Annotated in this window: 26 protein-coding genes and 1 tRNA gene; 5 read left to right on the forward strand and 22 right to left on the reverse strand. The window is 60.2% G+C overall.

What is annotated here, in order from left to right:
- Window positions 1-3: 3 nt before the first annotated feature.
- The 10 genes from nuoG to tpiA form a co-directional block, all read right to left on the reverse strand.
- A complete protein-coding gene (gene nuoG / locus AACH39_RS08455) occupies window positions 4-2358 on the reverse strand; it encodes an NADH-quinone oxidoreductase subunit NuoG (protein WP_215780950.1) in 2355 nt (784 codons plus the stop codon).
- Between the two features lie 42 nt (window positions 2359-2400).
- Window positions 2401-3696, reverse strand: coding sequence for an NADH-quinone oxidoreductase subunit NuoF (nuoF, locus tag AACH39_RS08460; protein WP_215780948.1), 1296 nt, complete (start codon window positions 3694-3696; stop codon window positions 2401-2403).
- Window positions 3696-4169 carry an NADH-quinone oxidoreductase subunit NuoE gene (nuoE, locus tag AACH39_RS08465; protein WP_215780946.1) on the reverse strand — a complete coding sequence of 158 codons (474 nt, stop codon included), beginning with the start codon at window positions 4167-4169 and terminating at the stop codon, window positions 3696-3698. The genes nuoF and nuoE overlap by 1 nt, the downstream gene beginning before the upstream one ends.
- Window positions 4169-5422 carry an NADH-quinone oxidoreductase subunit D gene (locus tag AACH39_RS08470; RefSeq protein ID WP_215780943.1) on the reverse strand — a complete coding sequence of 418 codons (1254 nt, stop codon included), beginning with the start codon at window positions 5420-5422 and terminating at the stop codon, window positions 4169-4171. Before AACH39_RS08470 ends, nuoE begins: the two co-directional genes overlap by 1 nt.
- On the reverse strand, window positions 5415-6008 hold the full coding sequence (locus AACH39_RS08475) for an NADH-quinone oxidoreductase subunit C (protein ID WP_215780941.1): 594 nt from the start codon (window positions 6006-6008) through the stop codon (window positions 5415-5417). Before AACH39_RS08475 ends, AACH39_RS08470 begins: the two co-directional genes overlap by 8 nt.
- Window positions 6009-6018: 10 nt before the next feature.
- Window positions 6019-6495 carry an NADH-quinone oxidoreductase subunit B gene (locus AACH39_RS08480; protein ID WP_215780938.1) on the reverse strand — a complete coding sequence of 159 codons (477 nt, stop codon included), beginning with the start codon at window positions 6493-6495 and terminating at the stop codon, window positions 6019-6021.
- Window positions 6486-6842 (reverse strand): NADH-quinone oxidoreductase subunit A, encoded by a 357-nt coding sequence (locus tag AACH39_RS08485; RefSeq protein ID WP_215780936.1) that lies wholly within the window; start codon window positions 6840-6842, stop codon window positions 6486-6488. The genes AACH39_RS08480 and AACH39_RS08485 overlap by 10 nt, the downstream gene beginning before the upstream one ends.
- Before the next feature lie 91 nt (window positions 6843-6933).
- A tRNA-Leu gene (locus AACH39_RS08490) sits at window positions 6934-7018 on the reverse strand.
- Between the two features lie 13 nt (window positions 7019-7031).
- A complete protein-coding gene (gene secG / locus AACH39_RS08495) occupies window positions 7032-7382 on the reverse strand; it encodes a preprotein translocase subunit SecG (protein ID WP_215780934.1) in 351 nt (116 codons plus the stop codon).
- A gap of 1 nt (window position 7383) precedes the next feature.
- On the reverse strand, window positions 7384-8130 hold the full coding sequence (tpiA, locus tag AACH39_RS08500) for a triose-phosphate isomerase (protein ID WP_215780932.1): 747 nt from the start codon (window positions 8128-8130) through the stop codon (window positions 7384-7386).
- 192 nt (window positions 8131-8322) lie between these two features.
- On the opposite strand from tpiA, the gene pstS reads away from it, so the two are divergent.
- The 5 genes from pstS (at window position 8323) to AACH39_RS08525 (ending at window position 13772) form a co-directional block, all read left to right on the forward strand.
- Window positions 8323-9354 carry a phosphate ABC transporter substrate-binding protein PstS gene (gene pstS / locus AACH39_RS08505; RefSeq protein WP_215780930.1) on the forward strand — a complete coding sequence of 344 codons (1032 nt, stop codon included), beginning with the start codon at window positions 8323-8325 and terminating at the stop codon, window positions 9352-9354.
- Window positions 9355-9438: 84 nt separating this feature from the next.
- Window positions 9439-10401 carry a phosphate ABC transporter permease subunit PstC gene (pstC, locus tag AACH39_RS08510; protein WP_215780927.1) on the forward strand — a complete coding sequence of 321 codons (963 nt, stop codon included), beginning with the start codon at window positions 9439-9441 and terminating at the stop codon, window positions 10399-10401.
- Between the two features lie 16 nt (window positions 10402-10417).
- On the forward strand, window positions 10418-11320 hold the full coding sequence (gene pstA / locus AACH39_RS08515; protein ID WP_338621261.1) for a phosphate ABC transporter permease PstA: 903 nt from the start codon (window positions 10418-10420) through the stop codon (window positions 11318-11320).
- A gap of 12 nt (window positions 11321-11332) precedes the next feature.
- Complete coding sequence (gene pstB, locus AACH39_RS08520) at window positions 11333-12097, forward strand: phosphate ABC transporter ATP-binding protein PstB (RefSeq protein WP_215780923.1); 765 nt, start codon at window positions 11333-11335, stop codon at window positions 12095-12097.
- Window positions 12098-12314: 217 nt separating this feature from the next.
- Window positions 12315-13772 (forward strand): inorganic phosphate transporter, encoded by a 1458-nt coding sequence (locus tag AACH39_RS08525; protein ID WP_338621262.1) that lies wholly within the window; start codon window positions 12315-12317, stop codon window positions 13770-13772.
- A 334-nt stretch (window positions 13773-14106) separates the two neighbouring features.
- Here AACH39_RS08525 and recG read toward each other — a convergent pair whose 3' ends face one another.
- The 12 genes from recG to cyoA all read right to left on the reverse strand — a co-directional run bounded on the left by recG (window position 14107) and on the right by cyoA (window position 26252).
- On the reverse strand, window positions 14107-16155 hold the full coding sequence (recG, locus tag AACH39_RS08530; protein WP_338621263.1) for an ATP-dependent DNA helicase RecG: 2049 nt from the start codon (window positions 16153-16155) through the stop codon (window positions 14107-14109).
- Between the two features lie 113 nt (window positions 16156-16268).
- Entirely contained in the window at window positions 16269-16706 is a 438-nt protein-coding gene (locus tag AACH39_RS08535; protein ID WP_252346163.1) for a DUF2147 domain-containing protein, read from the reverse strand.
- 127 nt (window positions 16707-16833) lie between these two features.
- Window positions 16834-18015: a radical SAM family heme chaperone HemW gene (hemW, locus tag AACH39_RS08540; protein ID WP_338621264.1), complete on the reverse strand. Its 1182-nt coding sequence runs from the start codon at window positions 18013-18015 to the stop codon at window positions 16834-16836.
- A complete protein-coding gene (gene rdgB, locus AACH39_RS08545; RefSeq protein WP_215780915.1) occupies window positions 18012-18605 on the reverse strand; it encodes an RdgB/HAM1 family non-canonical purine NTP pyrophosphatase in 594 nt (197 codons plus the stop codon). The genes hemW and rdgB overlap by 4 nt, the downstream gene beginning before the upstream one ends.
- 2 nt (window positions 18606-18607) lie before the next feature.
- Window positions 18608-19705, reverse strand: coding sequence for a spermidine/putrescine ABC transporter substrate-binding protein (locus AACH39_RS08550; RefSeq protein ID WP_215780913.1), 1098 nt, complete (start codon window positions 19703-19705; stop codon window positions 18608-18610).
- A 4-nt stretch (window positions 19706-19709) separates the two neighbouring features.
- Window positions 19710-20732, reverse strand: coding sequence for a tRNA dihydrouridine(20/20a) synthase DusA (dusA, locus tag AACH39_RS08555; RefSeq protein ID WP_338619577.1), 1023 nt, complete (start codon window positions 20730-20732; stop codon window positions 19710-19712).
- A gap of 341 nt (window positions 20733-21073) precedes the next feature.
- Entirely contained in the window at window positions 21074-21289 is a 216-nt protein-coding gene (locus AACH39_RS08560) for a hypothetical protein (protein ID WP_338619578.1), read from the reverse strand.
- 124 nt (window positions 21290-21413) lie between these two features.
- Window positions 21414-22307 carry a heme o synthase gene (cyoE, locus tag AACH39_RS08565; protein ID WP_215780907.1) on the reverse strand — a complete coding sequence of 298 codons (894 nt, stop codon included), beginning with the start codon at window positions 22305-22307 and terminating at the stop codon, window positions 21414-21416.
- Window positions 22308-22318: 11 nt separating this feature from the next.
- Window positions 22319-22648: a cytochrome o ubiquinol oxidase subunit IV gene (cyoD, locus tag AACH39_RS08570; protein WP_338619580.1), complete on the reverse strand. Its 330-nt coding sequence runs from the start codon at window positions 22646-22648 to the stop codon at window positions 22319-22321.
- A complete protein-coding gene (cyoC, locus tag AACH39_RS08575) occupies window positions 22648-23256 on the reverse strand; it encodes a cytochrome o ubiquinol oxidase subunit III (RefSeq protein ID WP_338619582.1) in 609 nt (202 codons plus the stop codon). The genes cyoD and cyoC overlap by 1 nt, the downstream gene beginning before the upstream one ends.
- A gap of 12 nt (window positions 23257-23268) precedes the next feature.
- Window positions 23269-25317: a cytochrome o ubiquinol oxidase subunit I gene (gene cyoB / locus AACH39_RS08580; RefSeq protein ID WP_338619584.1), complete on the reverse strand. Its 2049-nt coding sequence runs from the start codon at window positions 25315-25317 to the stop codon at window positions 23269-23271.
- Entirely contained in the window at window positions 25314-26252 is a 939-nt protein-coding gene (gene cyoA, locus AACH39_RS08585) for a ubiquinol oxidase subunit II (protein WP_215780899.1), read from the reverse strand. Before cyoA ends, cyoB begins: the two co-directional genes overlap by 4 nt.
- Window positions 26253-26483 lie beyond the last annotated feature (231 nt).

Here is a 26483-nt window from a genome sequence, read left to right on the forward strand (position 1 = left end):
GGTTTACCCCTGTGTAATCTGGATCGGGTCAAACATGCCGCCCAGGGCGATCGTGTCCGCATGGGCCGTGGCCAGACGCAGGGCGTCCGGCGGCAGGCTGTCATCGGCCTCGATACGCACCTTGACGGCGCCCTCGCCCTGACGGACGGTCACTTCACTGCCGGCGTTCACGCCGGCGGCGGCCAGCACGCTGCTGTGCGCCGTCGCATGCGGACGGGCCGCCCAGACGGTTTGCTGCAGCGACGGGGCCTGACGGCTGATCGCATCCGCCTGATACATCGGCACTTCTCCGATGCGGCTCAGACCGGCCTTGACGCTGGCGTCGATACCCAGCGGCGTGACCGCATTGTTCAGTGCCGCGGTCAGTTCACCCAGGCCTTGCCACTCGGCACGGACTTCTTCCACCGAGGTGTATTCGAAGCCGCTCAGCCCCAGCAGGCCACCCAGGACACGCAGCACCTTCCAGGCCGGACGGGTATCGCCCAGCGGACGGACCACACCATTGAAGGTCTGCAGTCGGCCTTCCATATTGATGAACGAACCGGCGGTTTCGCTGAACGGCGCCACCGGCAGCAGCACATCGGCGTAGTCCAGCAGACCGGCGGTCTTGAAGCTGGTCATGGCGATCACGGTTTCAGCCGACTTCATGGCCGCCAGGGCAGCCTGCGGGTTGTAGCTGTCGAACTCGACCTCGGTCTGCAGCAGTACATAGGCCTTGCGCGGCTTGGCAATCATGGCGGCCGCGTTGTCGCCGGCGGTAACAGCCTGACCCAGTGCGCCACGGAATGGCACGGCACCAACCAGTTCAGCGCCAACACTGTTGGCCGCTTCGGCGCTCAGGCCAAAGCTGGCACCGGTCAGACGGGCAATCTCCTGCGCCAGGGTCCACAGCTGACCGAAGGCCGGATGATGTTGCGCCACATTGCCCAGCAGCAGCGCAGCACGCTCGGCGCCACACAGACTGTCGGCGATGCGCTGCGCCTCGGTCGATACCTGTACGGCAGACAGGTCCGCGGTCAGGGTTTCACCCTTGGCAGCGGCAACCGCCTTCAGGACCTGAGCCAGGCCATTGACCAGCGCGGCCGGAGACACGGTCAGACGGGCATGCAGCGGGGTCAGCAAGTTTTCGCTGACGACGTGCAGCACGTTGAGCTGAGCCCCCTTCTTGACGGCCTGACGCAGTCGCGAGGCCAGCAGCGGCTGTTCCTGACGCTGGGTACTGCCGATGACCAGAATGGCGTTGGCATTGGCCAGATCGACAATGCTGCTGCCCAGCCACTGGGCGCCCTGCTGGGCGGCATCCAGGCTGAAATCGCTGCGGCGCAGACGATAGTCGATGTGGTTGACGCCGAAACTGCGTGCCAGCTTCTGCACCAGGAACAGCTCTTCCGTGGTGGCATGCGGGCTGGCCAGTACACCGATGGCATCCTTGCCATGGTCGTTGGCCACACCCTTCAGGCCCTTGACCACATACTCCAGTGCGGTCTGCCAGTCGGTTTCATGCCACTGGCCGCCGTACTTGATCATCGGCTTCTGCAGACGGGTCTCGGCATTGAGCCCTTCGTAGGAGAAGCGGTCACGGTCGGCGATCCAGCATTCGTTGATGGCTTCGTTCTCCAGCGGCAGGACACGCATGACCTGGTTGTGCTTGACCTGAACCACCAGGTTGCTGCCCAGACCATCGTGCGGGCTGACCGAGCGGCGGCGCGACAGCTCCCAGGCACGGGTGCTGTAGCGGAACGGCTTGGAGGTCAGCGCACCGACCGGGCACAGGTCAATGACGTTGCCGGAGATTTCCGAATTCACGGTCTGGCCGAGGAAGGGCAGGATTTCCGAGTGCTCGCCGCGGTTGGCCATGCCGATTTCCTGCAGGCCACCAATTTCCTCGGTGAAGCGCACGCAGCGGGTGCAGTGGATACAGCGCGCCATTTCCTCGGCGCTGACCAGCGGACCCATGTCCTTCGGCGAGACCGTGCGCTTGCTTTCCTGATAGCGCGACTGGCTCTTGCCATAGCCCACGGCCAGATCCTGCAGCTGGCACTCACCCCCCTGGTCGCAGATCGGACAATCCAGCGGGTGGTTGATCAGCAGGAACTCCATCACCCCCTGCTGGGCCGTTTTGGCCATCGGCGAGTGGGTCATGACCTTCATGCCGTCGGTCACCGGGGTGGCACAGGCCGGCAGCGGCTTGGGCGCTTTTTCGACTTCCACCAGACACATGCGGCAGTTGGCCGCAATGGACAGTTTCTTGTGATAGCAGAAGTGCGGGATGTAGGTGCCGGCCGAGTGGGCGGCATCCATTACGGTGCTGCCTTGCGGCACCGTCAGTTTTTTTCCGTCGATTTCGATTTCAAGCATAGCGGTCAGCTACCTGAATTAGGGGCACCCTGAGGGGCCGGATCAACACCATTGATGCTCAACCATGCACTTCTTGTGTTCGATGTGATACTCGAACTCCTTGAGGAAGTGCTTGGTAAAGCTTCGTACCGGGAACACCGCGGCATCGGCCAGCGCACAGATGGTGCGTCCGGCCATGTTGTTGCCGATCGATGTCAGGAGCTCCAGGTCATCCGGACGCCCTTCACCGTTTTCAATGCGGTGGATGATGCGATAGAGCCAGCCGGTGCCTTCGCGGCACGGCGTGCACTGGCCGCAGGATTCTTCATGATAGAAGTAGGCCAGACGCTCCAGCGCCTTCACCATGCAGACGTCCTCGTTCATGACGATCACCGCACCGGAGCCGAGCATGGAGCCCGCCTTGGCGATGGCATCGTAGTCCATGGTGAGGTCCATCATGATCTCTGCCGGCAGTACCGGAGCGCTGGAACCACCCGGAATCACCGCCTTGAGCTTCTTGCCGCCTTTCATGCCGCCGGCCATTTCCAGCAGCTTGGTGAACGGCGTGCCCAGCGGCACTTCGTAGTTGCCGGGACGCTCGACGTGGCCGGAAATCGAGAACAGCTTGGTACCGCCGTTGTTCGGCTTGCCCAGGTCCATGAATTTCTGTGCGCCGTCGCGCATGATGAACGGCACCGACGCGAAGGTTTCGGTGTTGTTGATGGTGGTCGGCTTGCCGTACAGGCCATAGCTGGCGGGGAACGGCGGCTTGAAGCGTGGCTGCCCCTTCTTGCCTTCCAGCGACTCCAGCAGCGCGGTTTCTTCACCGCAGATGTAGGCGCCGTAGCCATGATGGGCAAACAGGTCGAAGTTGAAGCCGCTGCCCAGGATGTTCTGTCCCAGATAACCGGCGGCGCGGGCTTCGGCCAGCGCCAGCTCGAAACGCTCGTACTCTTCGAAGATTTCGCCGTGGATGTAGTTGTAGCCGGCCTTGGTCCCCATGGCATAACCCGCGATGATCATGCCCTCGATCAGGGCGTGCGGATTGTAGCGGTGGATGTCACGGTCCTTGAAGGTGCCCGGCTCGCCCTCGTCGCTGTTGCAGACGACGTACTTGTCGCCCGGGAAGCTGCGCGGCATGAAGCTCCACTTCAGCCCGGACGGGAAGCCGGCGCCACCGCGACCACGCAGGCCGGAGGCCTTGACCTCGGCCACCACATCATCCTGCGGCATCTTGTTGGCCAGAATCTGCTCGAGCGCCTTGTAACCGCCGCGAGCGCGATAAGCCTGCAGAGTCCAGCAATCCGGATCGGTGGTATCGATCCCCTCGAAAATCACGCCAGAAACGAAGATCGCCATTATTCCAGCTCCGCCAGTTTCTTATCGATGGCTTCGGGGGTCATCTTCGAGCACATCTTGTGGTTGTTGACCAGCATGACCGGGGCGTCACCGCAGGCCCCCATGCACTCCCCTTCCAGCAGCGTGAACTTGCCGTCGGCCGTGGTCTCGCCAAAGCCGATGCCAAGCTTCTTCTGCAGATATTCGGCAGCATTGACGCTGCCCTGCAACGCACAGGGAAGGTTGGTGCACATGGTCAGCTTGTATTTGCCGACCGGGCGCAGGTCATACATGTTGTAGAAGGTGGCGACTTCGTAGGCCTGTACCGGGGGCAGCCCCAGGTAAGTGGCAACGAATTCGATGGTCTCGGTAGCGAGCCAGCCCTTTTCCTGCTGGGCAATGCGCAGCGCGCCCATCACGGCCGACCGTTTCTGGTCGGCAGGGTACTTGGCCACCTCAATATCAATCTTGGCAAGCGATTCTGCGGACAACATCAGCGGTCGATCTCCCCAAATACGATATCCTGCGTGCCGATGATCGCGACGGCGTCGGCGATCATGTGGCCGCGCGCCATTTCGTCCAGCGCGGCAAGGTGGGCATAGCCCGGCGCACGAATCTTGAGTCGGTAGGGTTTGTTGGCACCATCGGACACCAGGTAGATGCCGAATTCGCCCTTCGGGTGCTCGGTGGCGGCATAGACCTCGCCCTCGGGCACATGCATGCCTTCGGTGAAGAGCTTGAAGTGGTGGATCAGCTCTTCCATATTGCTCTTCATGCCTTCGCGGGACGGCGGGGCCACCTTGTGGTCCGAGGTGATCACCGGACCCGGGTTCTGCTTCAGCCAGGCCACGCACTGCGCCATGATGCGGTTGGACTGACGCATTTCTTCCATACGCACCAGATAACGGTCATAGCAGTCGCCGTTCACGCCCACGGGAATGTCGAAATCCACTTCGCGATAGACATCGTAGGGTTGTTTCTTGCGCAGATCCCACTCGATGCCCGAACCACGCAGCATGGCACCGCTCAGGCCCAGGTTCAGCGCTCGCTCCGGCGAAACAACGCCGATGCCGACTGTCCGCTGCTTCCAGATACGGTTGTCGGTCAGCAAGGTCTCGTATTCGTCGACACACTTGGGGAAACGGCGCGTGAAGTCTTCGATGAAGTCCAGCATGGTGCCGGAGCGACGCTCGTTCAGGCGGGCCAGTTCGCGGGCATTCTTGATCTTCGACACCGTGTACTGCGGCATGCTGTCCGGCAGATCGCGATACACACCGCCCGGACGGAAATAGGCCGCGTGCATGCGGGCACCCGAGACCGCCTCGTAGCAGTCCATCAGGTCTTCACGCTCACGGAAGGCATACAGGAACATGGTCATGGCACCGATATCCAGCGCATGGGCCCCGATCCACAACAGGTGGTTCAGGATACGCGTCATCTCGGCAAACATGACCCGGATGTATTGCGCGCGCAGCGGCACATCGACGCCGACCATCTTCTCGATGGCCAGACAGTAGGCATGCTCATTGCACATCATCGACACATAGTCGAGACGGTCCATATACGGCAGGGACTGGATGAAGGTCTTGTGCTCGGCCAGTTTTTCGGTGCCGCGGTGCAGCAGGCCGATGTGCGGGTCAGCACGTTCGATCACTTCCCCGTCGAGTTCAAGCACCAGACGCAGCACACCGTGCGCTGCCGGGTGCTGCGGGCCGAAGTTGAGAGTGAAATTGCGAATCTCAGCCACCGTAGTTCTCCTCGCGAATGATGCGCGGCGTAATTTCGCGCGGCTCGATGGTGACGGGCTGGTAGATCACGCGCTGCTGGGTCGGGTCGTAGCGCATTTCCACATGACCGGACAGCGGGAAATCCTTGCGGAACGGATGGCCGATGAAGCCATAGTCTGTCAGCAGACGACGCAGGTCCGGGTGCCCCTCGAAGACGATGCCGTAGAGGTCGAACGCTTCACGTTCGTACCAGTTGGCCGCATTCCAGACATCCACCACCGAGGGCAGGACCGGGAAATCATCGTCTTCGGCAAACACGCGCAGACGCAGACGCGCATTGTGCGTCAGCGACAGCAGGTGATAGACGGCGGCAAAACGCGCGCCATCCCAGGCCGAATCTTTGTAGGTGAGATAATCCACGCCGCACAAGTCGACGCATTGTTCAAACGCCAGCGAGGGGTGGTCGCGCAAAGTCTGCGCCACTTCCACCAGGTCCGCTGCCTTGCAGACGATGCTCAATTCTTCCAGCGCCAGCGTTGCAGACACGAGCTTGTCGCCCAGCACCTGTTCAACGGTCGCCTTGAGCGCTTCCAGTTTGGAGGCCATAGTTTCTACCTTAGCGGGCTATGGTATGAGTGCGTTTAATTTTGTTTTGCAGCTGGATGATGCCGTACAACAGCGCCTCGGCAGTCGGGGGACAGCCGGGAACATACACGTCTACCGGAACGATCCGGTCACAACCGCGCACGACAGAGTAAGAGTAGTGATAGTAGCCGCCACCGTTGGCACAGGAACCCATGGAAATCACCCAGCGCGGCTCCGCCATCTGATCGTAAACCTTGCGCAGCGCCGGTGCCATCTTGTTGCACAGCGTGCCGGCCACGATCATCAGGTCAGACTGACGCGGACTGGGGCGGAATACCACACCAAAGCGGTCCAGGTCATAACGTGCCGCACCAGCGTGCATCATTTCCACAGCACAGCATGCCAGACCGAAAGTCATGGGCCAGAGCGAGCCAGTGCGGGTGTAATTGATCAGCGTATCGGCGGTGGTGGTAATGAAACCTTTCTCCAGAACGCCTTCTATTCCCATTCCAATGCTCCCTTTTTCCAGACGTATACGAAGCCAATCGTGAGAATAGCCAAGAATACAAACATTGCCGACAAACCGAACATGCCGAGCTCTTTCAGCACGACAGCCCACGGAAACATGAATGCAATTTCGAGATCGAAAAGAATGAAGAGAATGGCGACGAGATAGAAGCGCACGTCAAACTTCATGCGCGCGTCTTCGAAAGCCTCGAAGCCGCACTCGTACGGAGACAGTTTTGCGTCATCAGGACGATTGGGAGCAAGAATCCGACCCAACAGCAACGGACCCGCGCCGACCAACAACCCGACGATGACGAACAACAGAATAGGAAAGTAGTTTTGCAGCATTTCCCCTATACCCCATTTTTATGGAAAGGTTTGACCCTTCCCGGCTCCAAGCAAAACAGGCCACCGGAATCCCGGTGGCCTGCTTTAATGGTGGTGCCGACAGTGAGACTCGAACTCACACAGCTTTCGCCACTACCCCCTCAAGATAGCGTGTCTACCAATTTCACCATGTCGGCACAGTCAATTTTATCAGTCGGGTATCTTTGGACCCGATGCATTATTCTTGTTCGCGGTACCGCTCGGGATTTGCGGTACCGTTTTTTGTACTACCGCACCACCCATCACGCCAAGTTCGTTTTTACTGCCCCCAGACAGATAAACGAGCGTGAGACTGGTCGTAAAGAAAACAATCGCGAGGAGGGCGGTTGTTCTGCTCAGGAAATTTGCCGAGCCAGACGCGCCAAAAAGGCTTCCGGATGCGCCGCTACCAAAAGCAGCACCCATGTCCGCACCCTTGCCGTGCTGCATCAGCACCAGTACCACAACGGATACGGCAGAGATGAGATTAACAATCCAGATTAACGTCTTAAGAAGTTCCATACTATACCAATTTGTCCGCGGCCTGGCAAATCATTCCAAATGAATCAACATCGAGTGAAGCACCGCCCACCAGGGCGCCATCGACACTTGATATTGACAGAATAGCTTCGGCATTATCAGCCTTTACGCTGCCGCCGTAGAGAACGCGCATACTAGCAGAGCCTTTTTGTCTTTGCAAGCCGGTCTCCTTGATGCACTCATGCATTTCGGCAATCTGCTCCAGGCTGGCCACCTTGCCGGTACCGATGGCCCAGACGGGCTCATAGGCAACGATCACCTGCTCCGGCGCAAAGTCGGCCACGATCTCGAGCTGACGACGAATGACCTGCAGATGCTCGCCAGACTCACGCTGATCCAGGGTCTCGCCGACACAGAGAATCGGCGCCAGATGTGCCGACAACGCGTTGGTCATCTTCTTGGCCAGCAGATCACTCCCCTCGCCCAGATACTGGCGGCGCTCCGAATGGCCGATCAGCACATAACGACAGCCGACGTTGGCCAGCATGGAGGCCGAGACTTCGCCGGTGAAGGCGCCATCGCGCCCGAACTGACTGACATCTTGCGCGCCGAGGTCCATCGGGCTCAGTTGCAACAAGTCAGCCAGCTGCAGCAGATAGACATACGGTGCGGCCAGGGCCACCCCCGAGCGGTTGATGCGGCGATCCTCCAGCATGCCGCGCACCAGTTTGCGATTGGACGCGAGGCTGCCATTCATCTTCCAGTTGCCCACCACCAGCTTGGCTGTCATTCAGATTACTCCTGCTTGAGACAGGCCGGATTATATCCCCCGGTTACATCGACTGAGAAGGACAGATATTTCTTCATATAAAGACATCAGCCATCCCGGAAGAAATTGGAACTGTAATATTTCTGAAAAATAAACAGGCCACAATGCCCCCCATCGCTTACCCTGCACCTCAACCTCTGGAGCCATTTCGTAATGAAAACCACGCTTCGTCTGGCACTGGCCGTCAGTGCCTTTGCATCGGTTTCCGCCTTCGCCACCGACATCACCGGTGCAGGCGCCACCTTCCCGTATCCGCTGTACGCCAAGTGGGCAGCCACCTACCAGGCTGAAACCGGCAGCAAGATGAACTATCAGTCGATCGGTTCGGGCGGCGGCATCAAGCAAATCACCGCCAAGACCGTCGATTTCGGCGCCTCCGACATGCCGCTGAAGCCCGACGCACTGGAAAAGGCTGGTCTGACCCAGTTCCCGACCGTCATTGGCGGCGTGGTCCCGGTCGTGAATATCCCGGGCGTGAAGCCCGGCCAGATGAAGTTCACCGGCCAACTGCTGGCCGACATCTACCTGGGCAAGGTCAAGAACTGGAACGACCCGGCGATCGTCAAGCTGAACCCGGGCGTCAAGCTGCCGAAGGACACCATCTTCCCGGTACGCCGTGCAGACGGTTCCGGCACCACCTTCATCTTCACCAACTACCTGTCCAAGGTATCGCCGGAGTGGGCCAGCAAGGTCGGCAACAATACCTCGGTGAACTGGCCGGCGGGTCAGGGCGGCAAGGGTAACGAAGGCGTGGCCAACTTCGTCAATCGCATCAAGGGTTCGATCGGTTACGTCGAGTACATCTACGCCAAGCAAAACAACATGGCTTATGGCCAGATGCAGAATGCGGACGGCAAGTTCGTGATGCCGAGCCAGGAGTCCTTCAAGGCCGCAGCCGGTCACGCTGACTGGAAGAAAGCACCGGGCTACTACCTGCTGCTGACCAACCAGGCTGGTCATGACACCTGGCCGATCGCCGGTGCCACCTTCATCCTGATGCACAAGAAGCAAGACAAGCCGGCTCAGGCCACCGCTGCCCTGAAGTTCTTCGACTGGGCGTACAAAACCGGTGACGGCGCTGCCACCAGCATGGACTACATCCCCCTGCCGGAAGGCGTCAAGGGCATGATCCGCGACAGCTGGAAGCAAATTACCGACACCAGCGGTCAGCCGGTCTGGAAGTAATGCAGAATTGGCAGCTCACGCTGTCCAGAATGGCCGGGGAGCCTCTCCCCGGCTTTTTGTCTCAGACAACCAATGAGTCCGAGTATGGAAAAGTACAGTAACGATCAGGTAATGCGGCGTCAGATGATGCTCGACCAGGTGTTCAAGGTCGTTACCCGCAGTTTTGCCTTCCTGGTGTTGGCCCTGCTGCTGGGCATCCTGATTTCGCTGCTGATCGGCGCCATGCCGAGCATCAAGGCATTCGGTTTCAGCTTCATCACCTCAAGCGAATGGGATCCGGTTGCAGGCAGCTTCGGTGCCGCCGTGCCCATCTTCGGCACCCTGATCACCTCGATGATCGCCCTGCTGATCGGTGTTCCGGTCAGCTTCGGCATCGCACTGTTCCTGACCGAGCTTTGCCCGACCTGGCTGAAACGCCCGCTTGGCATCGCCGTGGAATTGCTGGCAGGCATCCCCTCCATCATTTATGGCATGTGGGGCCTGTTCGTCTTCGCTCCCTACTTCTCCGAACGCATCCAGCCCTGGCTGATCGACAATGTCGGCCCGCTGCCGATGATCGGCTGGATCTTCCAGGGTGCGCCGATGGGGATCGGCATTTTCACCGCCGGCCTGATTCTGGCCATCATGGTGATTCCGTTCATCGCCTCGGTGATGCGAGACGTCTTCGAAGTGGTCCCCACCCTGTTGAAAGAGTCGGCCTATGGCCTGGGCTCGACCACCTGGGAAGTCGTGCGCTACGTGGTCCTGCCCTACACCAAGACCGGTGTTGTCGGCGGCATCATGCTGGGTCTTGGCCGTGCACTGGGCGAGACCATGGCCGTCACCTTCGTCATCGGCAACTCCTCGCACTTCGCCCCGGGGCTGTTCCAGCCGGGTAACTCGATCGCCTCCTCTCTGGCCAATGAATTTGCCGAGGCCAATGGCGACCTGTACATTGCCTCGCTGATCCAGCTGGGCCTGATCCTGTTCTTCATCACCTTCGTGGTGCTGGCCTGCTCGAAGATCCTGCTCCTGCGCCTGAAGAGCCAGGAAGGCAAGGCATCCTGAGCCAAGGAGCGACCCAATGAGTGACACCCTGCTGGCATCGCCGTCGAAGCAAGAAACGGAATCCTACTCGATGAATAATACGATCTACCGCCGTCGGCGCATGATCAACGGCATCACCATGGGCATCTCGATGCTTGCCATGGTTTTCGGCCTGTTCTGGCTGTGCTGGATCCTGTTCACGCTGTTGCAAAACGGCCTGAGCGGCATCCATCTTTCGGTCTTCACCCAGAGCACTCCGCCGCCGGGCGAATCCGGCGGCCTGGGCAATGCCATCGTCGGCAGTCTGTTGATGACATCCTTCGGCACCGTGATCGGTACCCCGATCGGCATTCTGGCCGGCATCTACCTGGCCGAATACGGTCAGCGTGGCTGGCTGTCCCCGGCAACCCGCTTCATCAACGACATTCTGCTGTCGGCGCCGTCCATCGTGATCGGCCTGTTCGTCTATGAAGTGTTCGTCGTCGCCCAGGGCCATTTTTCCGGCTGGGCCGGCTCCCTGGCGCTGTCGCTGCTGGTGATCCCGGTCGTGGTCCGTACCACGGAGAACATGCTGCGCCTGGTGCCCAACAGCCTGCGCGAAGCGGCCATCGCCCTGGGGACGCCGCAGTGGAAAGTGACCCTGTATGTCACCCTGCGCGCCGCCAAGTCCGGCGTACTGACCGGCGTCCTGCTGGCTGTAGCGCGCATTTCGGGCGAAACCGCCCCCCTGCTGTTTACCGCGCTGAACAATCAGTTCTGGAACAGCAACATGAACCAGCCGATGGCCAACCTGCCGATCGTCATCTTCCAGTTCGCCATGAGTCCCTACAACGACTGGCACACACTGGCATGGGCAGGCTCGCTGCTGATTACCTTCAGCGTCCTGGCACTGAACATTGTCGCCCGCTGGCTGGGCAGTCAAAAACACCAATCCCATTAAGGCTTGCACACCATGGCTGAAACTGGCACCAAGCTCCAGGTCAAAGACCTGAACTTTTTCTACGGCAACTTCCATGCCCTGAAGGGCATTTCGCTCGGCATTGCCGCCAACAAGGTAACGGCCTTCATCGGTCCGTCCGGCTGCGGCAAGTCGACCCTGCTGCGCACCTTCAACCGCATGTTCGAGCTCTACCCCGGCCTGCGCGCCGAAGGCGAAATCCTGCTCGACAAGCGCAACATCCTCGGCCGCGATGTCGACATCAACCTGCTGCGCGCCAAGGTCGGCATGGTGTTTCAGAAGCCGACCCCGTTCCCGATGTCGATCTACGACAACATCACCTTCGGCGTGAAGCTGTATGAAAAGCTGAGCAAGACCGAAATGGATGACCGGGTCGAATGGGCACTGCGCAAGGCGGCGCTGTGGGAAGAAGTCAAAGACAAGCTCAAGCAGTCCGGCAATTCGCTGTCGGGTGGCCAGCAACAGCGTCTCTGCATCGCACGGGCAGTCGCTTCCAAGCCTGAAGTGTTGCTGCTGGACGAACCGACCTCGGCACTGGACCCGATTTCGACGGCGCACATCGAAGAACTGATCCATGAGCTGAAAGAGGACTACACGATTGCGATCGTGACCCACAACATGCAGCAGGCGGCACGGGTATCCGACTACACCGCCTATATGTACCTGGGGGAAATGATCGAATTCGGCGAGACCGACACCATTTTCACCACGCCGAAGCAGCGTGCCACGGAAGACTACATAACCGGCAAGTTCGGTTAATGACACCCGGGTCAACGGCCAACAAAAGCCACTGAAATCAGTGGCTTTTTTTACATTTTTGCCTGATTGACGACCTCACGGATCTGCATATGTCAAGAAGATTCTGACCCTGCATTGGACAGGAAACGACACCATGCATTCCCTTTGTCCTGCAGGCTTGACGGAATAGCGCTGCCACCCAACAATCCACCCTCAGACTCAACCTACCTTAAGAATCATGCTGGCACTTTTTTCCGGGCTCGACCTCAAACTGGCGATCACCCTGTTCCTGTCTCTCGGCTTTGTCCTGACATTCGAATTCATCAATGGCTTCCACGATACCGCCAATGCGGTCGCCACGGTGATTTATACCCAGTCGATGAAGCCACGTCTGGCGGTCTTTGCCTCCGGCGTCTGCAACTTCCTGGGCGTTCTGTCCGGCGGCCTGGCCGTCGCCTACGCCATCGTGCACCTGCTGCCGGTCGACCTGCTGGTCTCGGTCAATACCGCACACGGCATGTCGATGGTGTTTGCCCTGCTGGCCGCGGCCATCCTGTGGAATCTGGGCACCTGGTACCTGGGCCTGCCCGCCTCCAGCTCGCATACCCTGATCGGCGCCATTCTCGGTGTCGGCCTGGCCAATGCCCTGCTTAACCACTCGCCGCTGTCCCAGGGCATCAACTGGGGCAAGGCCATCGAGGTCGGCATGTCCCTGCTGCTCTCCCCGATGGTGGGCTTCCTGATTTCCGGGCTGATCGTGATCCTGCTGCGCCGCTATCGTGGCCGCAGCAACATGCACAAGACACCGTACCAGCGTCAGCAGGTCGAGGGACGCAAACACCCGCCGTTCTGGACCCGCTTCATGCTGATCCTGTCCGCCATGGGTGTCAGCTTTGCCCATGGCTCGAACGATGGTCAGAAAGGCGTCGGCCTGATCATGCTGGTGCTGATCGGCATCGTGCCGGCCAACTATGTGCTCAACATGGACAGCAACCCGTACCAGATCGAGCGTACCCGTGATGCCGCCCTGCACCTGCAGCAGTTCTATGCCCAGCACGATGCCGCCCTGCAGACGCTGCTGTCGAAGAACCACTACAGCGTCAGCCACGGCTGCAACCCGCTTGCTACCGGCAAGACGGTGGACGCCCTCAACCAGACGCTGATGAACGACACCGATTATCACAATCTGTCGCCCGAACAACGCTGGGATGTCCGCACCCGCCTGCTGTGTCTGGACGATGCCGCCAAGCTGGCCAGCCAGCTGCCGCATCTGGCCGACGGCGACAAGCGCAATCTGCAGGCCCTGCGCGGTGATCTGACCCAAACCACCGAATACGCCCCCTACTGGGTGATCCTCTCCGTCGCGCTGGCGCTGGGTGTGGGCACCATGATCGGCTGGCGTCGCGTGGTCAAGACGGTGGGCGAAGGCATCGGCAAAAAGGACATGACCTACGCCCAGGGGATGGCTGCGCAGATCACGGCGGCCATTTCCATCGGCCTGGCCAGCTTCATCGGCATGCCGGTATCGACCACCCACGTCCTGTCCAGCGGTGTCGCCGGCTCGATGGTGGCCGACAAATCCGGCCTGCAGTTCGGTACCATCCGCGCCATCCTGCTGGCCTGGCTGTTCACCCTGCCAGTGTCCATGGCGCTGGCCGCCGGCCTGTACTATCTCGCCTCGCTGTGGATTCAGTAAGCGCCGTCCGGGCACAAAAAAGAGAGCCATCCGGCTCTCTTTTTTTATCTCCAAACCGTCAATCCACTTCAAATCGAGCTATTTTCCAGCAGACTGAACGGAACTTGACTCACGTCAAGTGTAGCGGCCTGATTACAATTGAACTGAAGTTTACATGTTGCTAATATACGCCTGCTTCATCATGGTTTCTCCTTTGTTGTTTGCAGCAATCCCATTTATGCCTTGGCCCCCCAGCCAAGGCATTTTTTTTGCCTGCTAGCAGGCAACGGCATTTGATGCAAAACAATGGCACCCGGCAGGTTGGCGGCAAGCAAAACGTCCCCAGGCAGGGGCCCTATGCCTTGAGAAAATGTTCGCGCCCCGCCAGCCAGCGCATCAGGTGCGCTTCGGCCTGCTCCGGCGCCTCGCTCAGCATCCTGGGCGCCAGCTCGCGAGCCTGTGCCAGCAACTCGGCATCCTGCTCCAGATCCGCGAAGCGCAACATCGGCATCCCGCTCTGACGCGCCCCCAGCAACTCACCCGGGCCGCGAATCTGCAAGTCCTGACGGGCAATTTCAAAACCATCGGTATGCTCGTAAATCACCCGCAGGCGCGCCTTGGCCAGTTCGGACAGAGGGGTCTCGAACATCAGCACGCAGATGCCGCCGGCACTGCCCCGCCCTACCCGGCCACGCAGCTGGTGCAGCTGCGACAAACCCATGCGCTCGCTATGTTCGATGATCATCAGCGTGGCATTGGGCACATCGACACCGACTTCGATCACCGTCGTGGCGACCAGCAGTTGAATCTCATTGGCGGCAAACGCCGCCATCACCTCGGCCTTTTCCGCCGGCTTCATGCGTCCGTGCACCAGGCCGACCCGCCAGTGCGGTAACTCTTCGGTCAGCGCTTCAAAGGTATCCACGGCAGTCTGCAACTGCAGCGCCTCGGACTCCTCGATCAGCGGACAGACCCAATAGGCTTGCTGCCCCTTGCTGCAGATACGGTCTACATGCGCCACCATCTCATCCCGGCGGTCGCTGTTGACCAGCTTGGTAACAATCGGCGAGCGGCCGGGAGGCAACTCGTCAATGATCGAGACATCCAGATCTGCGTAATAGCTCATCGCCAGGGTGCGCGGAATCGGCGTGGCGGACATCATCAGCTGGTGCGGTTCGCCGCCCTTGTCCTTCAGCGCCAGACGCTGCCCGACGCCAAAGCGGTGCTGCTCGTCGACGATCGACAGCCCCAGCCGCTCGAAAGACACCTCTTCCTGGAACAAAGCGTGGGTGCCCACCACCAGCCGGGTCGAGCCACTGGCAATTTGCTGCAATGCCTCGGTCTTCTGCTTCTTGCGCAAGGAACCGGACAACCAGGCGACGCCAATCCCCAGCGGAGCCAGCCAGGCAGACAGTTTGAGAAAATGCTGCTCGGCCAGAATTTCCGTCGGCGCCATCAGCGCCACCTGGAAGCCCGCCTCGATGGCCGCCAGAGCGGCCATGGCGGCCACCACGGTTTTGCCGCTGCCAACATCCCCCTGCAGCAGGCGTTGCATCGGATGCGGCTGGCGCATATCGGCCAGAATCTCCTGCAGAACTTTCTGCTGCGCCCCGGTGAGCGCGAACGGCAGTTGACGGGAGAGCGCCTGGCGCAGCGAACCATCGCCGGCGAGCTGCGGCGCCTTGCCGGTTCGGCGCTGACGATAGGAAAGCCGCATCGAGAGCTGCTGCGCCAGCAACTCGTCAAATTTCAGTCGTTGCCAGGCAGGCAGCAGGGGGTCATTCAGTTGCTGCAGGGAGTAATCCGGTGTCGGCGCGTGCAGCAACTGCACCGCCTCGGCAAACGTGCACAGCCCCAGTTGCTCGCGCCAGCCCGGTGGCAAGGTTTCCTGCAGGGGCTGCGCCTTGAGTTCGGCATGAATCAGCTTGCGCAGCTGGGGCTGCGTCAGACCGGAGAGCGTCGGATAGACCGGGGTCATCCGGTCTGCCAGCGGCTCCCCCGGCAACACCGGCCGGCACTTGGGGTGCACCATTTCATCGCCAAAGAAGCCGCGCCTCACTTCGCCCAGTACCCGCAGGCGCTCGCCCTTGGCCATCTGCTTCTGCTGACTGGGATAGAAATGAATGAAGCGCAACACCAGCTGCCCGCTCTCATCCTCAAGGCGCACCAGCAGTTGCTTGCGCGGCCGGAACTGCACCTCCTGCGCAACCACCACCCCTTCCACCAGCGCCGGCTGCCCGTAGGGAGCGTGCTTGATGGGAAACAAGTGGCTCTCGTCTTCGTAGCGCAAAGGCAGGTGCAGCACCAGGTCGAAGCGGCGGCGGATGCCGAGCTTTTCCAGTTTCTTGAGTAATGCCGGTGCGGCCGTAATCGGCTGATTGGCAAGGTCGGGCGTGATGATCATGACTGACGATTGTAACGCAACTCGATTTCCCCCCGCAGCGCTTTCCCTGCGGCCAAGACAAACGGGCCGGCGCCCCCCAAGGCTGCCGGCCCGTTTGATCAGGAATCAGTTGATTACTGGCGTTCCCACACCTGCGAACGACCCAGCAGGGAAATCCCCAGGAAGCCGCGCACTTCCAGCTTCTTGCCACCGTCGATCACCGTCATCTTGGCGCTATAGACTTTGCCGGACTTCGGATCCAGAATGCGACCGCCACTCCAGCTATTACCGTCCTGCTTCAGCCCCCACAGCATGGTCATGCCCATCACAGGCTTTCCCTTGAGCGCCCCTTCACAGTTATCGCAAACCGCATCCGGGTGTTGCAACAGCTTGACGATCTTGCCGGTCAGCTCGCCATTGGCGGTCTGGCTGATTTCGATCAGCGCCTTGGCCTGATGCGTTTCATCATCGATATTTTTCCATACACCGACCGGCGTCTGATCGGCAAAGGCAAAAGAAGACAGCAGACCCAATACCGCCGAGAACAGCACGGCCTTGCAGCGAATCATCATGAGTTTTCCCCGTTGTAATATTTAAACGTAAGTTTGGAGCCCGGACTCTAGAATGCCAATTGACCCGTCAAACGTCAAGCCTGACGGTAGCAATGGCCCTTACCGCCATGGATGGCGCCCACATCCATCAGTCTTCCTCGAGAAACATCCCCAGCAGATCATTGAGAAAGCGTTGTCCCATCAGGGTAGGCCGCAAGCGCTGCAAATCTCGCTCGATCAGGCCCTGTGATTCGGCCAGGGCCAGCTGGCGCTGGATACTCGCCAGCGACAGGCCAGTGCGCTCGGCAAACAGCGACAGCTCGAAGCCATCGGTCAGACGCAGCAGGTTCATCATGAATTCAAACGGCAGCGCCTTGCGGGCGACCCGCTGCCGGCTTTGTGCCGCGTCGCCATCGCGTACCGCCTGCAGATAGGCCGCCGGCTGCTTGTAACGCATCTCGCGCACAATGCCCTCGGCCGAGCTGATCTTGCCATGCGCGCCAGCCCCAATCCCCAGATAATCGCCAAACTGCCAGTAATTGAGGTTATGCCGGCACTGCCTGCCCGGTCGGGCAAACGCCGAGGTCTCATAGTGGACGAAGCCGGACTCGGCCAGACGCGCCTCCAGCGCCTCCTGCATGTCCGCCGCCAGATCCTCGTCCGGCAGGCCGGCTGGCTGATAACGGTAAAACAGGGTATTGGGCTCAATCGTCAGATGATAGGCCGACAGATGTGTCACGCCATGGGCCAGCCCCTGAGACAGATCATCCAGCGCCTCCGGCAGGGTCTGCTCGGGCAAGGCGTACATCAGATCCAGATTGACGTTGTCGAAGTGCGTCAGCGCCAGGTCCAGTGCGGCATGCGCCTGCCGGCTGTCATGAATGCGCCCCAGGCGCGTCAACTGGCGATCATCAAAACTCTGAATGCCGATGGACAGGCGATTGACCCCCGACGCCCGGAACGCCTTGAACTTCTCCGCTTCGCAGGTGCCCGGATTCGCCTCCATGGTGATTTCGGCATCCGGCAACAGCCTGACCCGGGCACGGATCCCGTCCAGCAACATCTCCATGGCAGCGGGGGACATCAGGCTCGGCGTACCGCCACCAATGAAGATGGTATGAACAGCCCGCCCCCAGACGGCCGGCAGTGAATGCTCCAGATCAAGCAGCAAGGCCTGCACATAGGCCAGATCATCCAGACCGCCACGCGCCTCATGAGAATTGAAATCACAATACGGGCACTTGCGCACGCACCAGGGAAAATGAACGTACAAGGACAAGGGTGGCAACTGGGTCAGCCCACCATGCTGGACATACACGGTCTGACTCATGCCATGGCCTGTATCTTGGCCAGCATCTGCTGCATCGCCTGGCCGCGATGGCTCAGACGGTTCTTTTGCTCGGCCGGCAACTCGGCGACCGTACAGTCGAAGGGCGGCAGGCGGAAATAAGGGTCGTAGCCGAAGCCCCCTTCCCCGCCCGGCAGATCCTGTATCTCCCCCTGCCAGATGCCGTCGGTCACCAGGGGGTGCGGATCATCGGCATGACGCACCATCACCAGCACACAGACATACCAGGCATGGCGGTCGGCCACGCCCCGGAGCTGCTCGACCAGCAGCTGGTTATTGCGTTCATCCGACTTGGGCTCGCCGGCAAACCGCGCCGACAGCACGCCAGGCCGCCCGGACAGGGCGCGAACACACAGCCCGGAGTCATCGGCCAGTGCCGGCAGGCCGGTCAGCCTGCTGGCGTGCCTGGCCTTGGCCAGGGCATTTTCCAGGAACGTGCCATACGGCTCCGGACACTCCGGCACACCCAGCGTTTTCTGTGCAATGACCTCAACACCAAGCGGTGCCAGCAGGGCGGAAAACTCACGCAACTTGCCGGCGTTGTTGCTGGCCAGAACCAGTTTCTCAAACATGACTACTCCCTTCGGTGGGCGGTTTTGGGGGTTGAGCTGACATTGCGGTCAGTGCGCAGCTCACTCCACCAGTGCCTTAGCTGTCGCATGCGTTTGGCCGGCATCTCGCGCAGCACCACCCATTTGCGAAACGCAGACGGATCGGGATTGATTACCGGATGATATTTGATGTCATCGCGAAAATAAGGCGCAGCGCTTAATACCGCCGTGGTCGCACCATTCAGATTGCTCAGATCGGCGGCATTCCTGCCGGCCAGCAGAAAGTTGATGAAACGCGCCGCCAGCGCAGGATGGGGGGCCGCCGCGGGAATGGCCATATTGTCCATGGCCAGCTGATTCCCTTCCTTCTGCAGCACATAACCGATGGTATAAGGCTTGTGCTGACTGCGCGCCTCTTCCCTTGCCTGGAAGAATTCGGCGGAAAAACCCAGCTGAACCCAGGCATCCCCCGAGACCAGATCTTTCCAGTAGTAATTGCCACCGAAGCCGGACCAGTAGGGACGGGCTGCGGCAATCACCTCGCGCGCGCGCGCATAATCTTCATCCCGGGTACTGTTGGGATCGAGCCCCAGATACAGCAGCGCAGCGGCAAACACGCTGCGCGGGTTATCCACCACACTGACATGGCCCTTGAGGCGCGCCAGCACTCGCGGGTCAAAAATCACCGACCAGCTGTAGGGATCAATATTCAACTCGCGCAGTTTGTCGATATTGTAGCCAACCGCTGCCAGGGACATGGATGCCGGCAAGGTAAACTGGCTGCCCGGATCAAAGGAAGGATTGCTCAACACCGGGTTCAGGTCGGCGACATTGGGCAAACGACTCTTGTCCAGCGGCTGCAGCAGCTTGAGGCGCAACAGGGCCGGCACCGAGAAGCTGGAGGGAAACACCACATCGGTGTCGGCATCGCCGGCAGACAACCGGGACACCAGCTCCTCACTGTCATGATAGAAGTCCTGCTCAACCAGACACTGGCAATGCTGGACGAAACGGGCAATGGTGCGTTCCGGCAGGAAATCATGCCGGCTGAGGACATGCAATACCGGTTGCGCCTGCGCCAGAGAACAGATCAGACACAACAAGACCGCCAGCGCTTTCATGCCTTTATGCTTCATGAGCCTCGGACAGGGTACGGGAAACACCGATTTCCTCCAGAGCACGCAGCAGCAGGGAAGCATCAGCCCCCTCCAGACAAGCGGCATCCGACAACATGCGCCGCCAGCGACGGGCACCCGGCATACCCTGGAACAAACCAAGAATATGGCGGGCAAGATTACGCAGCTTGTGGCCCTCGGCCAGCATCCGCTCGGCATAGGGCACCAGTGCTGCCACAACCTCGGCCCGGGTCGGCGCTGCCGCGTCGCAGCCATAGTAGCGGGTATCCCAGGCCGACATCAGATAGGGGTTGTGGTACGCCTCACGCCCGACCATCACGCCATCGACGTGCAGCAATTGCCGGTCAATCTCGTCCAGAGTCTGAATGCCGCCATTGATCAGGATTTCCAGCTCCGGACGCTCCTGCTTGAGCTGATGGACATAGTGGTATTTGAGGGGCGGGATCTCGCGGTTTTCCTTGGGAGAAAGCCCCTTGAGGATCGCATTGCGCGCATGGACGATAAACGTGCGGCAACCGGCCGCCGACACGATATCGACGAAATCTCGTACAAAACCGTAGTCTTCGACGTGATCGATGCCGATACGGTGCTTCACCGTCACGTCGATACCACAGGCATCGCGCATCGCCTTGACACAGTCCGCCACCAACTGCGGCTCGGCCATCAGGCAGGCACCAAAGGCCCCCTTCTGCACCCGCTCGGACGGACAACCAACATTCAGATTGACCTCATCATAGCCCCACTGCTCCGCCAGCCGGGCGCATTGCGCCAGTTCGGCCGGTTCACTGCCGCCCAGCTGCAGCGCCAGCGGGTGCTCGGCCTCATCGAAGCGCAGGTGGCGGGCCACATCGCCATGCAGCAAAGCCCCGGTGGTGACCATCTCGGTATACAGCCAGGTGTTGCGGGTAATCAGACGGGCGAAATAACGATAATGGCGATCCGTCCAGTCAAGCATCGGGGCGACGGAGAGGCGGCGCGGGGGCAGGACGGGACGAGCAGGACTTGGATTCATTCAGGAGGGCTCTGGCGCCAGTTGCCTGCCACCTGTGCCGGAGAGCAATGCGGCACGGCAGCAAAAAACTAAGCATTTGTAATCAAACGCGTAATTATCCACCGCCCCCGGACTCAGGGTCAAGCAAGATCCAGATGAATCAGTGCGGCCCACCGGACAAGGCCTGTGCCTTGAGTCTGGCCGCCACATCGCCCTGTGCCGCCGCCCGGGCATACCATGCCATCGCACGCTGGCGATCCTGCATCACGCCATCTCCATGCTCATATAGGCTGGCGATCAGGTACTGGGCACCGACATCCCCTTGCCGAGCCGCCTGTTCATACCAATAGGCGGCCAGACGCTCATCCTTCGGGGCGCCGCGCCCCCCCCTCGCCGCGCCAGTTCATCATGGCCAGATCGAACATCGCCACGCGGTTACCGGCGGCGGCACCTGCCGCAAAAGCCTGTCGTGCCGCAAGGTAATCATGGTGCTGATAGGCCTGCCAGCCCGGTATATCGGCCGGCGCAGCCAGAACGGGCAGCGCCAGCAAGGACAGCCACAACAACCGACATTTCATGACAGCACCCCATCCATGCGACTGATCAATGAACTTTAGTCGGCCTGAGTCGCAGAATCTGTCGACAGCACAAAACAAAAAACCCCTGTGTCCGCACAGGGGTTCAGAAGTGAAACGTTCCGGCTCAGCTCAGCAGCAGCGAATGGGACGCCAGCACCGGGCTCTGGAAATCAACCGCCATCATGAAGGACAGCGCCGTGATGGTGATGATCGAGAAGAAAAACACCTTGCGTGCCCAGAGGCGCTCGTCCACTTGCTGGCGATAACCACCCAGTGCCATCTTCAGCCACCACAGACTGGTGGCACAGGCCACCGCCAGGTAGCCATAGCCGGCATAACCACCGACGGCCAGCATGATGGTCGCCACGGCGAAGGCCATGATATAGAGCACGATCTGTTGCTTGGCATGATCCACCCCCTTGACCACCGGCAGCACCGGGATGCGCGCCGCCTGATAATCCTGAAAGCGGAAGATGGCAATCGCGTAGGAGTGCGGCATCTGCCACAGGCTGAACATCGCCAGCAAGATCAGGGCGCCACTGTCGAAACGGCCGGTGACGGCACAGTAGCCCGCCACCGGCGGCACGGCACCGGACAAGCTGCCGACCAGCGTGCCATATACCGAGTGGCGCTTCATGTACAGGCTGTAGACCCCGACATAGATGACGAAGCCGAACAGGGCACAGGCAAAGGCCAGCGGGTTGGCGCCAAACCACAGCAAGGCAAAGCCGGACAGCCCGAGGACCAGACCATGCGCCAGTGCCGCCCTGCGGCTCATGGCACCGGTCACCAGCACACGCTGGCAGGTACGGGCCATCTTGCTGTCGATATCGCTGTCGATGCAGTTATTGAAGGCGCAGCCGGAGGCCACCACCAGCGACAGCCCCATGAGGGTCGCCAGCAGCAGCGCCCCGTCAACCCGTCCCTGCGCCGCCAGCAGAAAACCGCCGGCGGCCGAGATCAGGTTGCCGAAGATAATGCCCGGCTTCACCACCTGCCAGTATCGTTTGAGCTTCAACACAGCCTCGCTCAACCACGCATCATCAGCACGTCGGCGCTGGTGATGATCCACACCGACAGGCCGACCAGCATGACGATGATCATGGCGGTAAAGATGAACGAGAAGGTGTTGAGCTTGCCTTCCGGGGTGCGGAAATGCAGGTGCAGGAAATACTTCAGATGCACCAGGATCTGCACCACGGCAAAAGCGAAGATCGCCATGGTGGCGGCCTGACGGGTGAACGCCCCGCTCATCACGATCCAGAACGGGATCGCCGTCAGAATCACCGACAGGACAAAGCCGGTCAGATAGCTCTTGACGCTGCCATGGTCGGCGGCATGTGCATACGCTTGACTCATCACAGGACTCCTTTCAGATACACCACGGTAAAGACGCAGATCCAGACAATGTCGAGGAAGTGCCAGAACAGGCTCAGGCAGTTCAGGCGCGTCATGGCGCGACTGGTCAGACCGGTTTTGACCACTTCGAACATCATCACGCTCATCCACAGCAGACCAGCGGTCACGTGCAGGCCATGCAGGCCGACCAGGCCGAAGAACGAGGACAGGAAGGCGCTGACGTTCGGGCCGTTACCTTCACTGATCAGGTGATGGAACTCGTTGACTTCCATGCCGATGAACATGGCACCGAACAGGAAAGTGACGGCCAGCCAGCCCAGTACGCCCTGCTTGCGGCCCTTGTGGCCGGCAATCATGGCAAAACCGTAGGTGATGCTGGAGAACAGCAGCGCAGCGGTTTCCAGCAGCACATAAGGCAGCTCGAAAATGTCCTTGCCGGAGACACCGCCGGCAGTATTGCGATACAGCACGGCATAAGACGCAAATGCGGTAGCGAACAGGATGCAGTCGGTCATCAGGTAGAACCAGAAACCGAGCACCTTTTGCTCGCCGCCATCATGATGCGCGTGGTCGTCGTGACCATGCGCCTGATTTACATAACTCGTCATGCTTGATCCCCCTCAGGCCAGAGTCGCCGGCTCGACGCCGCTGGACGGTTTCTTGGCGGCATCGCCCGGGTGGCCGGCAGCCACCTCGATGCCCATACGCTCGAAACGGGCCCGTTCGATGGCTTCGATTTCCGCCGGTTGCACGTAGTAGTCGAGATCATCGTCGAAGGCGCGCGTGAGCATGCTGCCGACAATACCGACCAGGCCAAGCACGGCCAGCCACCAGATATGCCAGATCAGGGCAAAGCCGAGCAGCGTGGTAAACCCGCCGATGGCCACACCGACAGCGGTGTTCTTGGGCATGTGAATCGGCTCATAGCTTTGCGGTACCGCATAGGCCACGCCCTTTTCCTTCATGTCGGTAAAGGCGTCGATATCGTGCACCACCGGCAACTTGGCAAAGTTGTAGAACGGGGGCGGCGACGAAGTCGACCATTCGAGGGTATGGCCATTCCACGGGTCACCACTGACATCGACGTGCTTCTTGCGGTCACGCAGGCTGACAGCAATCTGCAGCAACTGGCAGCCAATGCCGATGGCGATCAGCGCGGCACCCACGCAAGCCAGGTACAGCCAGGGCGTCCAGGCAGGATTGTCAGTATGGTTCAGACGGCGGGTCATGCCGAGGAAGCCCAGCACATACAGCGGCATGAAGGCGAAGTAGAAACCGGACTGCCAGAACCAGAAGGCCGCCTTGCCCAGCTTTTCATTCAGCTTGAAGCCGAACACCTTGGGGAACCAGAAGGTAAAGCCGGCCAGGTAGCCGAACACGGCCCCGCCAATGATGGTGTTATGGAAATGGGCAATCAGGAACAGGCTGTTGTGCAGCATGAAGTCCGCGCCCGGGACCGCCATCAGCACACCGGTCATCCCACCGATCGAGAACGTCACCATGAAACCCAGCGTCCAGAAGATCGGCGTTTCGAAACGCAGACGACCGCGGTAAATGGTAAACAGCCAGTTGAACAGCTTCACGCCGGTCGGCACCGAAATCACCATGGTGGCAATGCCGAAGAAGGCATTGACGTTGGCACCGGATCCCATGGTGAAGAAGTGGTGCAGCCACACCATGAAACCCAGCACCGAGATCACGCCGCTGGCAATAATCATCGAGGTATGACCGAACAGACGCTTGCCGGTGAAAGTCGACACCACTTCGGAGAAAATCCCGAAGGCCGGCAGAACCAGAATGTAGACCTCGGGGTGACCCCAGGCCCAGAAAAGGTTCAGGTACATCATGGCATTGCCACCGGCTTCACTGGTGAAGAAGTGGAAGTCGAGGTAACGGTCGAGCGACAGCATGGCCAGCGCACCGGTCAGGATCGGGAACGAGGCCACGATCAGCACGTTGGCCCAGGTGCAGGTCCAGGTAAAGATCGGCATCTGCATCAGCTTCATGCCCGGGGCACGCATCTTGATGACGGTCACCAGGAAGTTGATCGCGGTCAGCGTCGTGCCGATCCCCGAGATTTGCAGCGCCCAGGTGTAATAGTCGACCCCGACGTCCGGGCTGAAGCCCAGTTCGGACAAGGGCGGATAGGCGACCCAGCCGGTACGGGCAAAGTTGCCCACCCCCAGCGACAGGTTGACCAGGATGACCGCCGAGGTCAGCAACCAGAAGCTGAGCGAGTTGAGAAAGGGGAAAGCCACGTCGCGCGCACCGATCTGCAGCGGCACCACGATGTTCATCAGCCCGGTCATGAAGGGCATGGCCATGAAAATGATCATGATCACGCCGTGGGCGGTGAAGATCTGGTCATAGTGCTCGGGCGGGAAGATCCCCATGTGGCCATTGGTGGCCAGCGCCAGCTGGGTACGCATCATCAGCGCATCGGCAAAGCCGCGCAGCAGCATGATCAGCGCCACGATGATGTACATCACGCCGATCTTCTTGTGGTCGACCGAAGTCAGCCACTCTTTCCACAGGTAGCCCCACTTGCCGAACTTGGTAATCAGGGCGGCAATGATCAGGCCGATCAGGCCGGCACCGGACAACGCCCCCATGATGATGGGTTCGTGGTACGGAATGGCATCGAGAGTCAGTTTGCCGAGCAACATCAATTCACACTCCTTGCAGCGGCGGGCGCACACAGACTCTTGGTCAGTGCGGCCAGCTTGATATCTTCTTCCGTCAGCGCCAGCGAGGTCCGGCCCGCCATGTACTTGTGAACGATGGCATCAAACAGACGCGGGGTCGGATCGGCGTAGTAGGCGACGGCATTGTTCTCACTCGGACTGGCCAGCTTGAGGTAGGCCCCGGTATCGAGCGGCTTGCCGGCGGCACGTACCGACGCCACCCATTGCTCGAATTCGGCCGGCGTCGCGGTGGCAATCGCGTTGAACTTCATGCCGGAGAAACCGGCACCGCTGTAATTGGAAGAGAAGCCCTTGTAGGTACCCGCCTCGTTGGCAATCAGGTGCAACTGGGTCTGCATGCCGGCCATGGCGTAGATCTGGCCACCCAACTGCGGAATGAAGAACGAGTTCATCACCGTGTCGGAGGTGATGCGGAAGTCGACCGGCACGTCCTTGGGAAAGGCGATCTGGTTGACCGTGGCGATGTTCAGATCAGGATAGATGAACAGCCATTTCCAGTTCAGGGCCACAACCTCGATGCGCACCGGCTTCTTGTCGGAATCCAGGGCACGATAGGGATCGAGCTTGTGGGTGGTATGCCAGGTCAGCACCGCCAGGAAGGAAACAATGATGATCGGGATCAGCCACACCACGACTTCGATCTTGGTGGAGTGTGCCCATTTCGGCGTGTAAGTGGCGTTGGTATTGCTGGCGCGATACTTCCAGGCAAACACCAGGGTCATGACGATGACCGGAACCACAACCAGCAGCATCAGCAGGGTTGCCGTGATGATCAGCGACTTCTCGTCTGCGGCGATCTGTCCCTTCGGGTCAAGGATACCGCCTTGACAGCCGGAGAGCAGCGCCAGCAAAAACGGCGAGAGCCACCGCACCAGGCGGGAGGGTCTACAGTTTCTCATCTTGCGACTTCACAGGTTAAAAAAAACTTTTGACGCGCAGGGGCAAAGAGCCCGGCGCGCCATACCTGACGCCATCGCGGGGCTTTGCTGTTTGCTTCCCAGGAGCTGGGCAACCGACGCCGCAGGGGGCGGTTGCCACATGTTCTTGTTATCCGTTTCTCAGGCGTCTTTGCGCCTTGTGCCTGCTACGCCGCGGGATATCCACCACGTGCAGGCTTGCAGTCCGGCAGC

Origin of the sequence: Paludibacterium flexuosum (genome assembly GCF_037076605.1) — a bacterium.
Lineage (GTDB): Bacteria > Pseudomonadota > Gammaproteobacteria > Burkholderiales > Chromobacteriaceae > Paludibacterium.

What these genes read in the sequence shown, in the direction of transcription:
- rdgB (WP_215780915.1), bottom strand. Translation starts at nt 18,605, where the DNA reads ATGTTTGAGAAACTGGTTCTGGCCAGCAACAACGCCGGCAAGTTGCGT.
- cyoC (WP_338619582.1), bottom strand. Translation starts at nt 23,256, where the DNA reads ATGACGAGTTATGTAAATCAGGCGCATGGTCACGACGACCACGCGCAT.
- dusA (WP_338619577.1), bottom strand. Translation starts at nt 20,732, where the DNA reads ATGAATCCAAGTCCTGCTCGTCCCGTCCTGCCCCCGCGCCGCCTCTCC.
- cyoD (WP_338619580.1), bottom strand. Translation starts at nt 22,648, where the DNA reads ATGAGTCAAGCGTATGCACATGCCGCCGACCATGGCAGCGTCAAGAGC.
- nuoF (WP_215780948.1), bottom strand. Translation starts at nt 3,696, where the DNA reads ATGGCGATCTTCGTTTCTGGCGTGATTTTCGAGGGGATCGATACCACC.
- pstC (WP_215780927.1), top strand. Translation starts at nt 9,439, where the DNA reads ATGGAAAAGTACAGTAACGATCAGGTAATGCGGCGTCAGATGATGCTC.
- hemW (WP_338621264.1), bottom strand. Translation starts at nt 18,015, where the DNA reads ATGAGTCAGACCGTGTATGTCCAGCATGGTGGGCTGACCCAGTTGCCA.
- nuoE (WP_215780946.1), bottom strand. Translation starts at nt 4,169, where the DNA reads ATGTTGTCCGCAGAATCGCTTGCCAAGATTGATATTGAGGTGGCCAAG.
- pstS (WP_215780930.1), top strand. Translation starts at nt 8,323, where the DNA reads ATGAAAACCACGCTTCGTCTGGCACTGGCCGTCAGTGCCTTTGCATCG.
- AACH39_RS08475 (WP_215780941.1), bottom strand. Translation starts at nt 6,008, where the DNA reads ATGGCCTCCAAACTGGAAGCGCTCAAGGCGACCGTTGAACAGGTGCTG.
- AACH39_RS08550 (WP_215780913.1), bottom strand. Translation starts at nt 19,705, where the DNA reads ATGAAAGCGCTGGCGGTCTTGTTGTGTCTGATCTGTTCTCTGGCGCAG.
- nuoG (WP_215780950.1), bottom strand. Translation starts at nt 2,358, where the DNA reads ATGCTTGAAATCGAAATCGACGGAAAAAAACTGACGGTGCCGCAAGGC.
- AACH39_RS08535 (WP_252346163.1), bottom strand. Translation starts at nt 16,706, where the DNA reads ATGATGATTCGCTGCAAGGCCGTGCTGTTCTCGGCGGTATTGGGTCTG.
- AACH39_RS08485 (WP_215780936.1), bottom strand. Translation starts at nt 6,842, where the DNA reads ATGCTGCAAAACTACTTTCCTATTCTGTTGTTCGTCATCGTCGGGTTG.
- recG (WP_338621263.1), bottom strand. Translation starts at nt 16,155, where the DNA reads ATGATCATCACGCCCGACCTTGCCAATCAGCCGATTACGGCCGCACCG.
- secG (WP_215780934.1), bottom strand. Translation starts at nt 7,382, where the DNA reads ATGGAACTTCTTAAGACGTTAATCTGGATTGTTAATCTCATCTCTGCC.
- AACH39_RS08560 (WP_338619578.1), bottom strand. Translation starts at nt 21,289, where the DNA reads ATGAAATGTCGGTTGTTGTGGCTGTCCTTGCTGGCGCTGCCCGTTCTG.
- pstB (WP_215780923.1), top strand. Translation starts at nt 11,333, where the DNA reads ATGGCTGAAACTGGCACCAAGCTCCAGGTCAAAGACCTGAACTTTTTC.
- AACH39_RS08525 (WP_338621262.1), top strand. Translation starts at nt 12,315, where the DNA reads ATGCTGGCACTTTTTTCCGGGCTCGACCTCAAACTGGCGATCACCCTG.
- tpiA (WP_215780932.1), bottom strand. Translation starts at nt 8,130, where the DNA reads ATGACAGCCAAGCTGGTGGTGGGCAACTGGAAGATGAATGGCAGCCTC.
- cyoA (WP_215780899.1), bottom strand. Translation starts at nt 26,252, where the DNA reads ATGAGAAACTGTAGACCCTCCCGCCTGGTGCGGTGGCTCTCGCCGTTT.
- AACH39_RS08480 (WP_215780938.1), bottom strand. Translation starts at nt 6,495, where the DNA reads ATGGGAATAGAAGGCGTTCTGGAGAAAGGTTTCATTACCACCACCGCC.
- pstA (WP_338621261.1), top strand. Translation starts at nt 10,418, where the DNA reads ATGAGTGACACCCTGCTGGCATCGCCGTCGAAGCAAGAAACGGAATCC.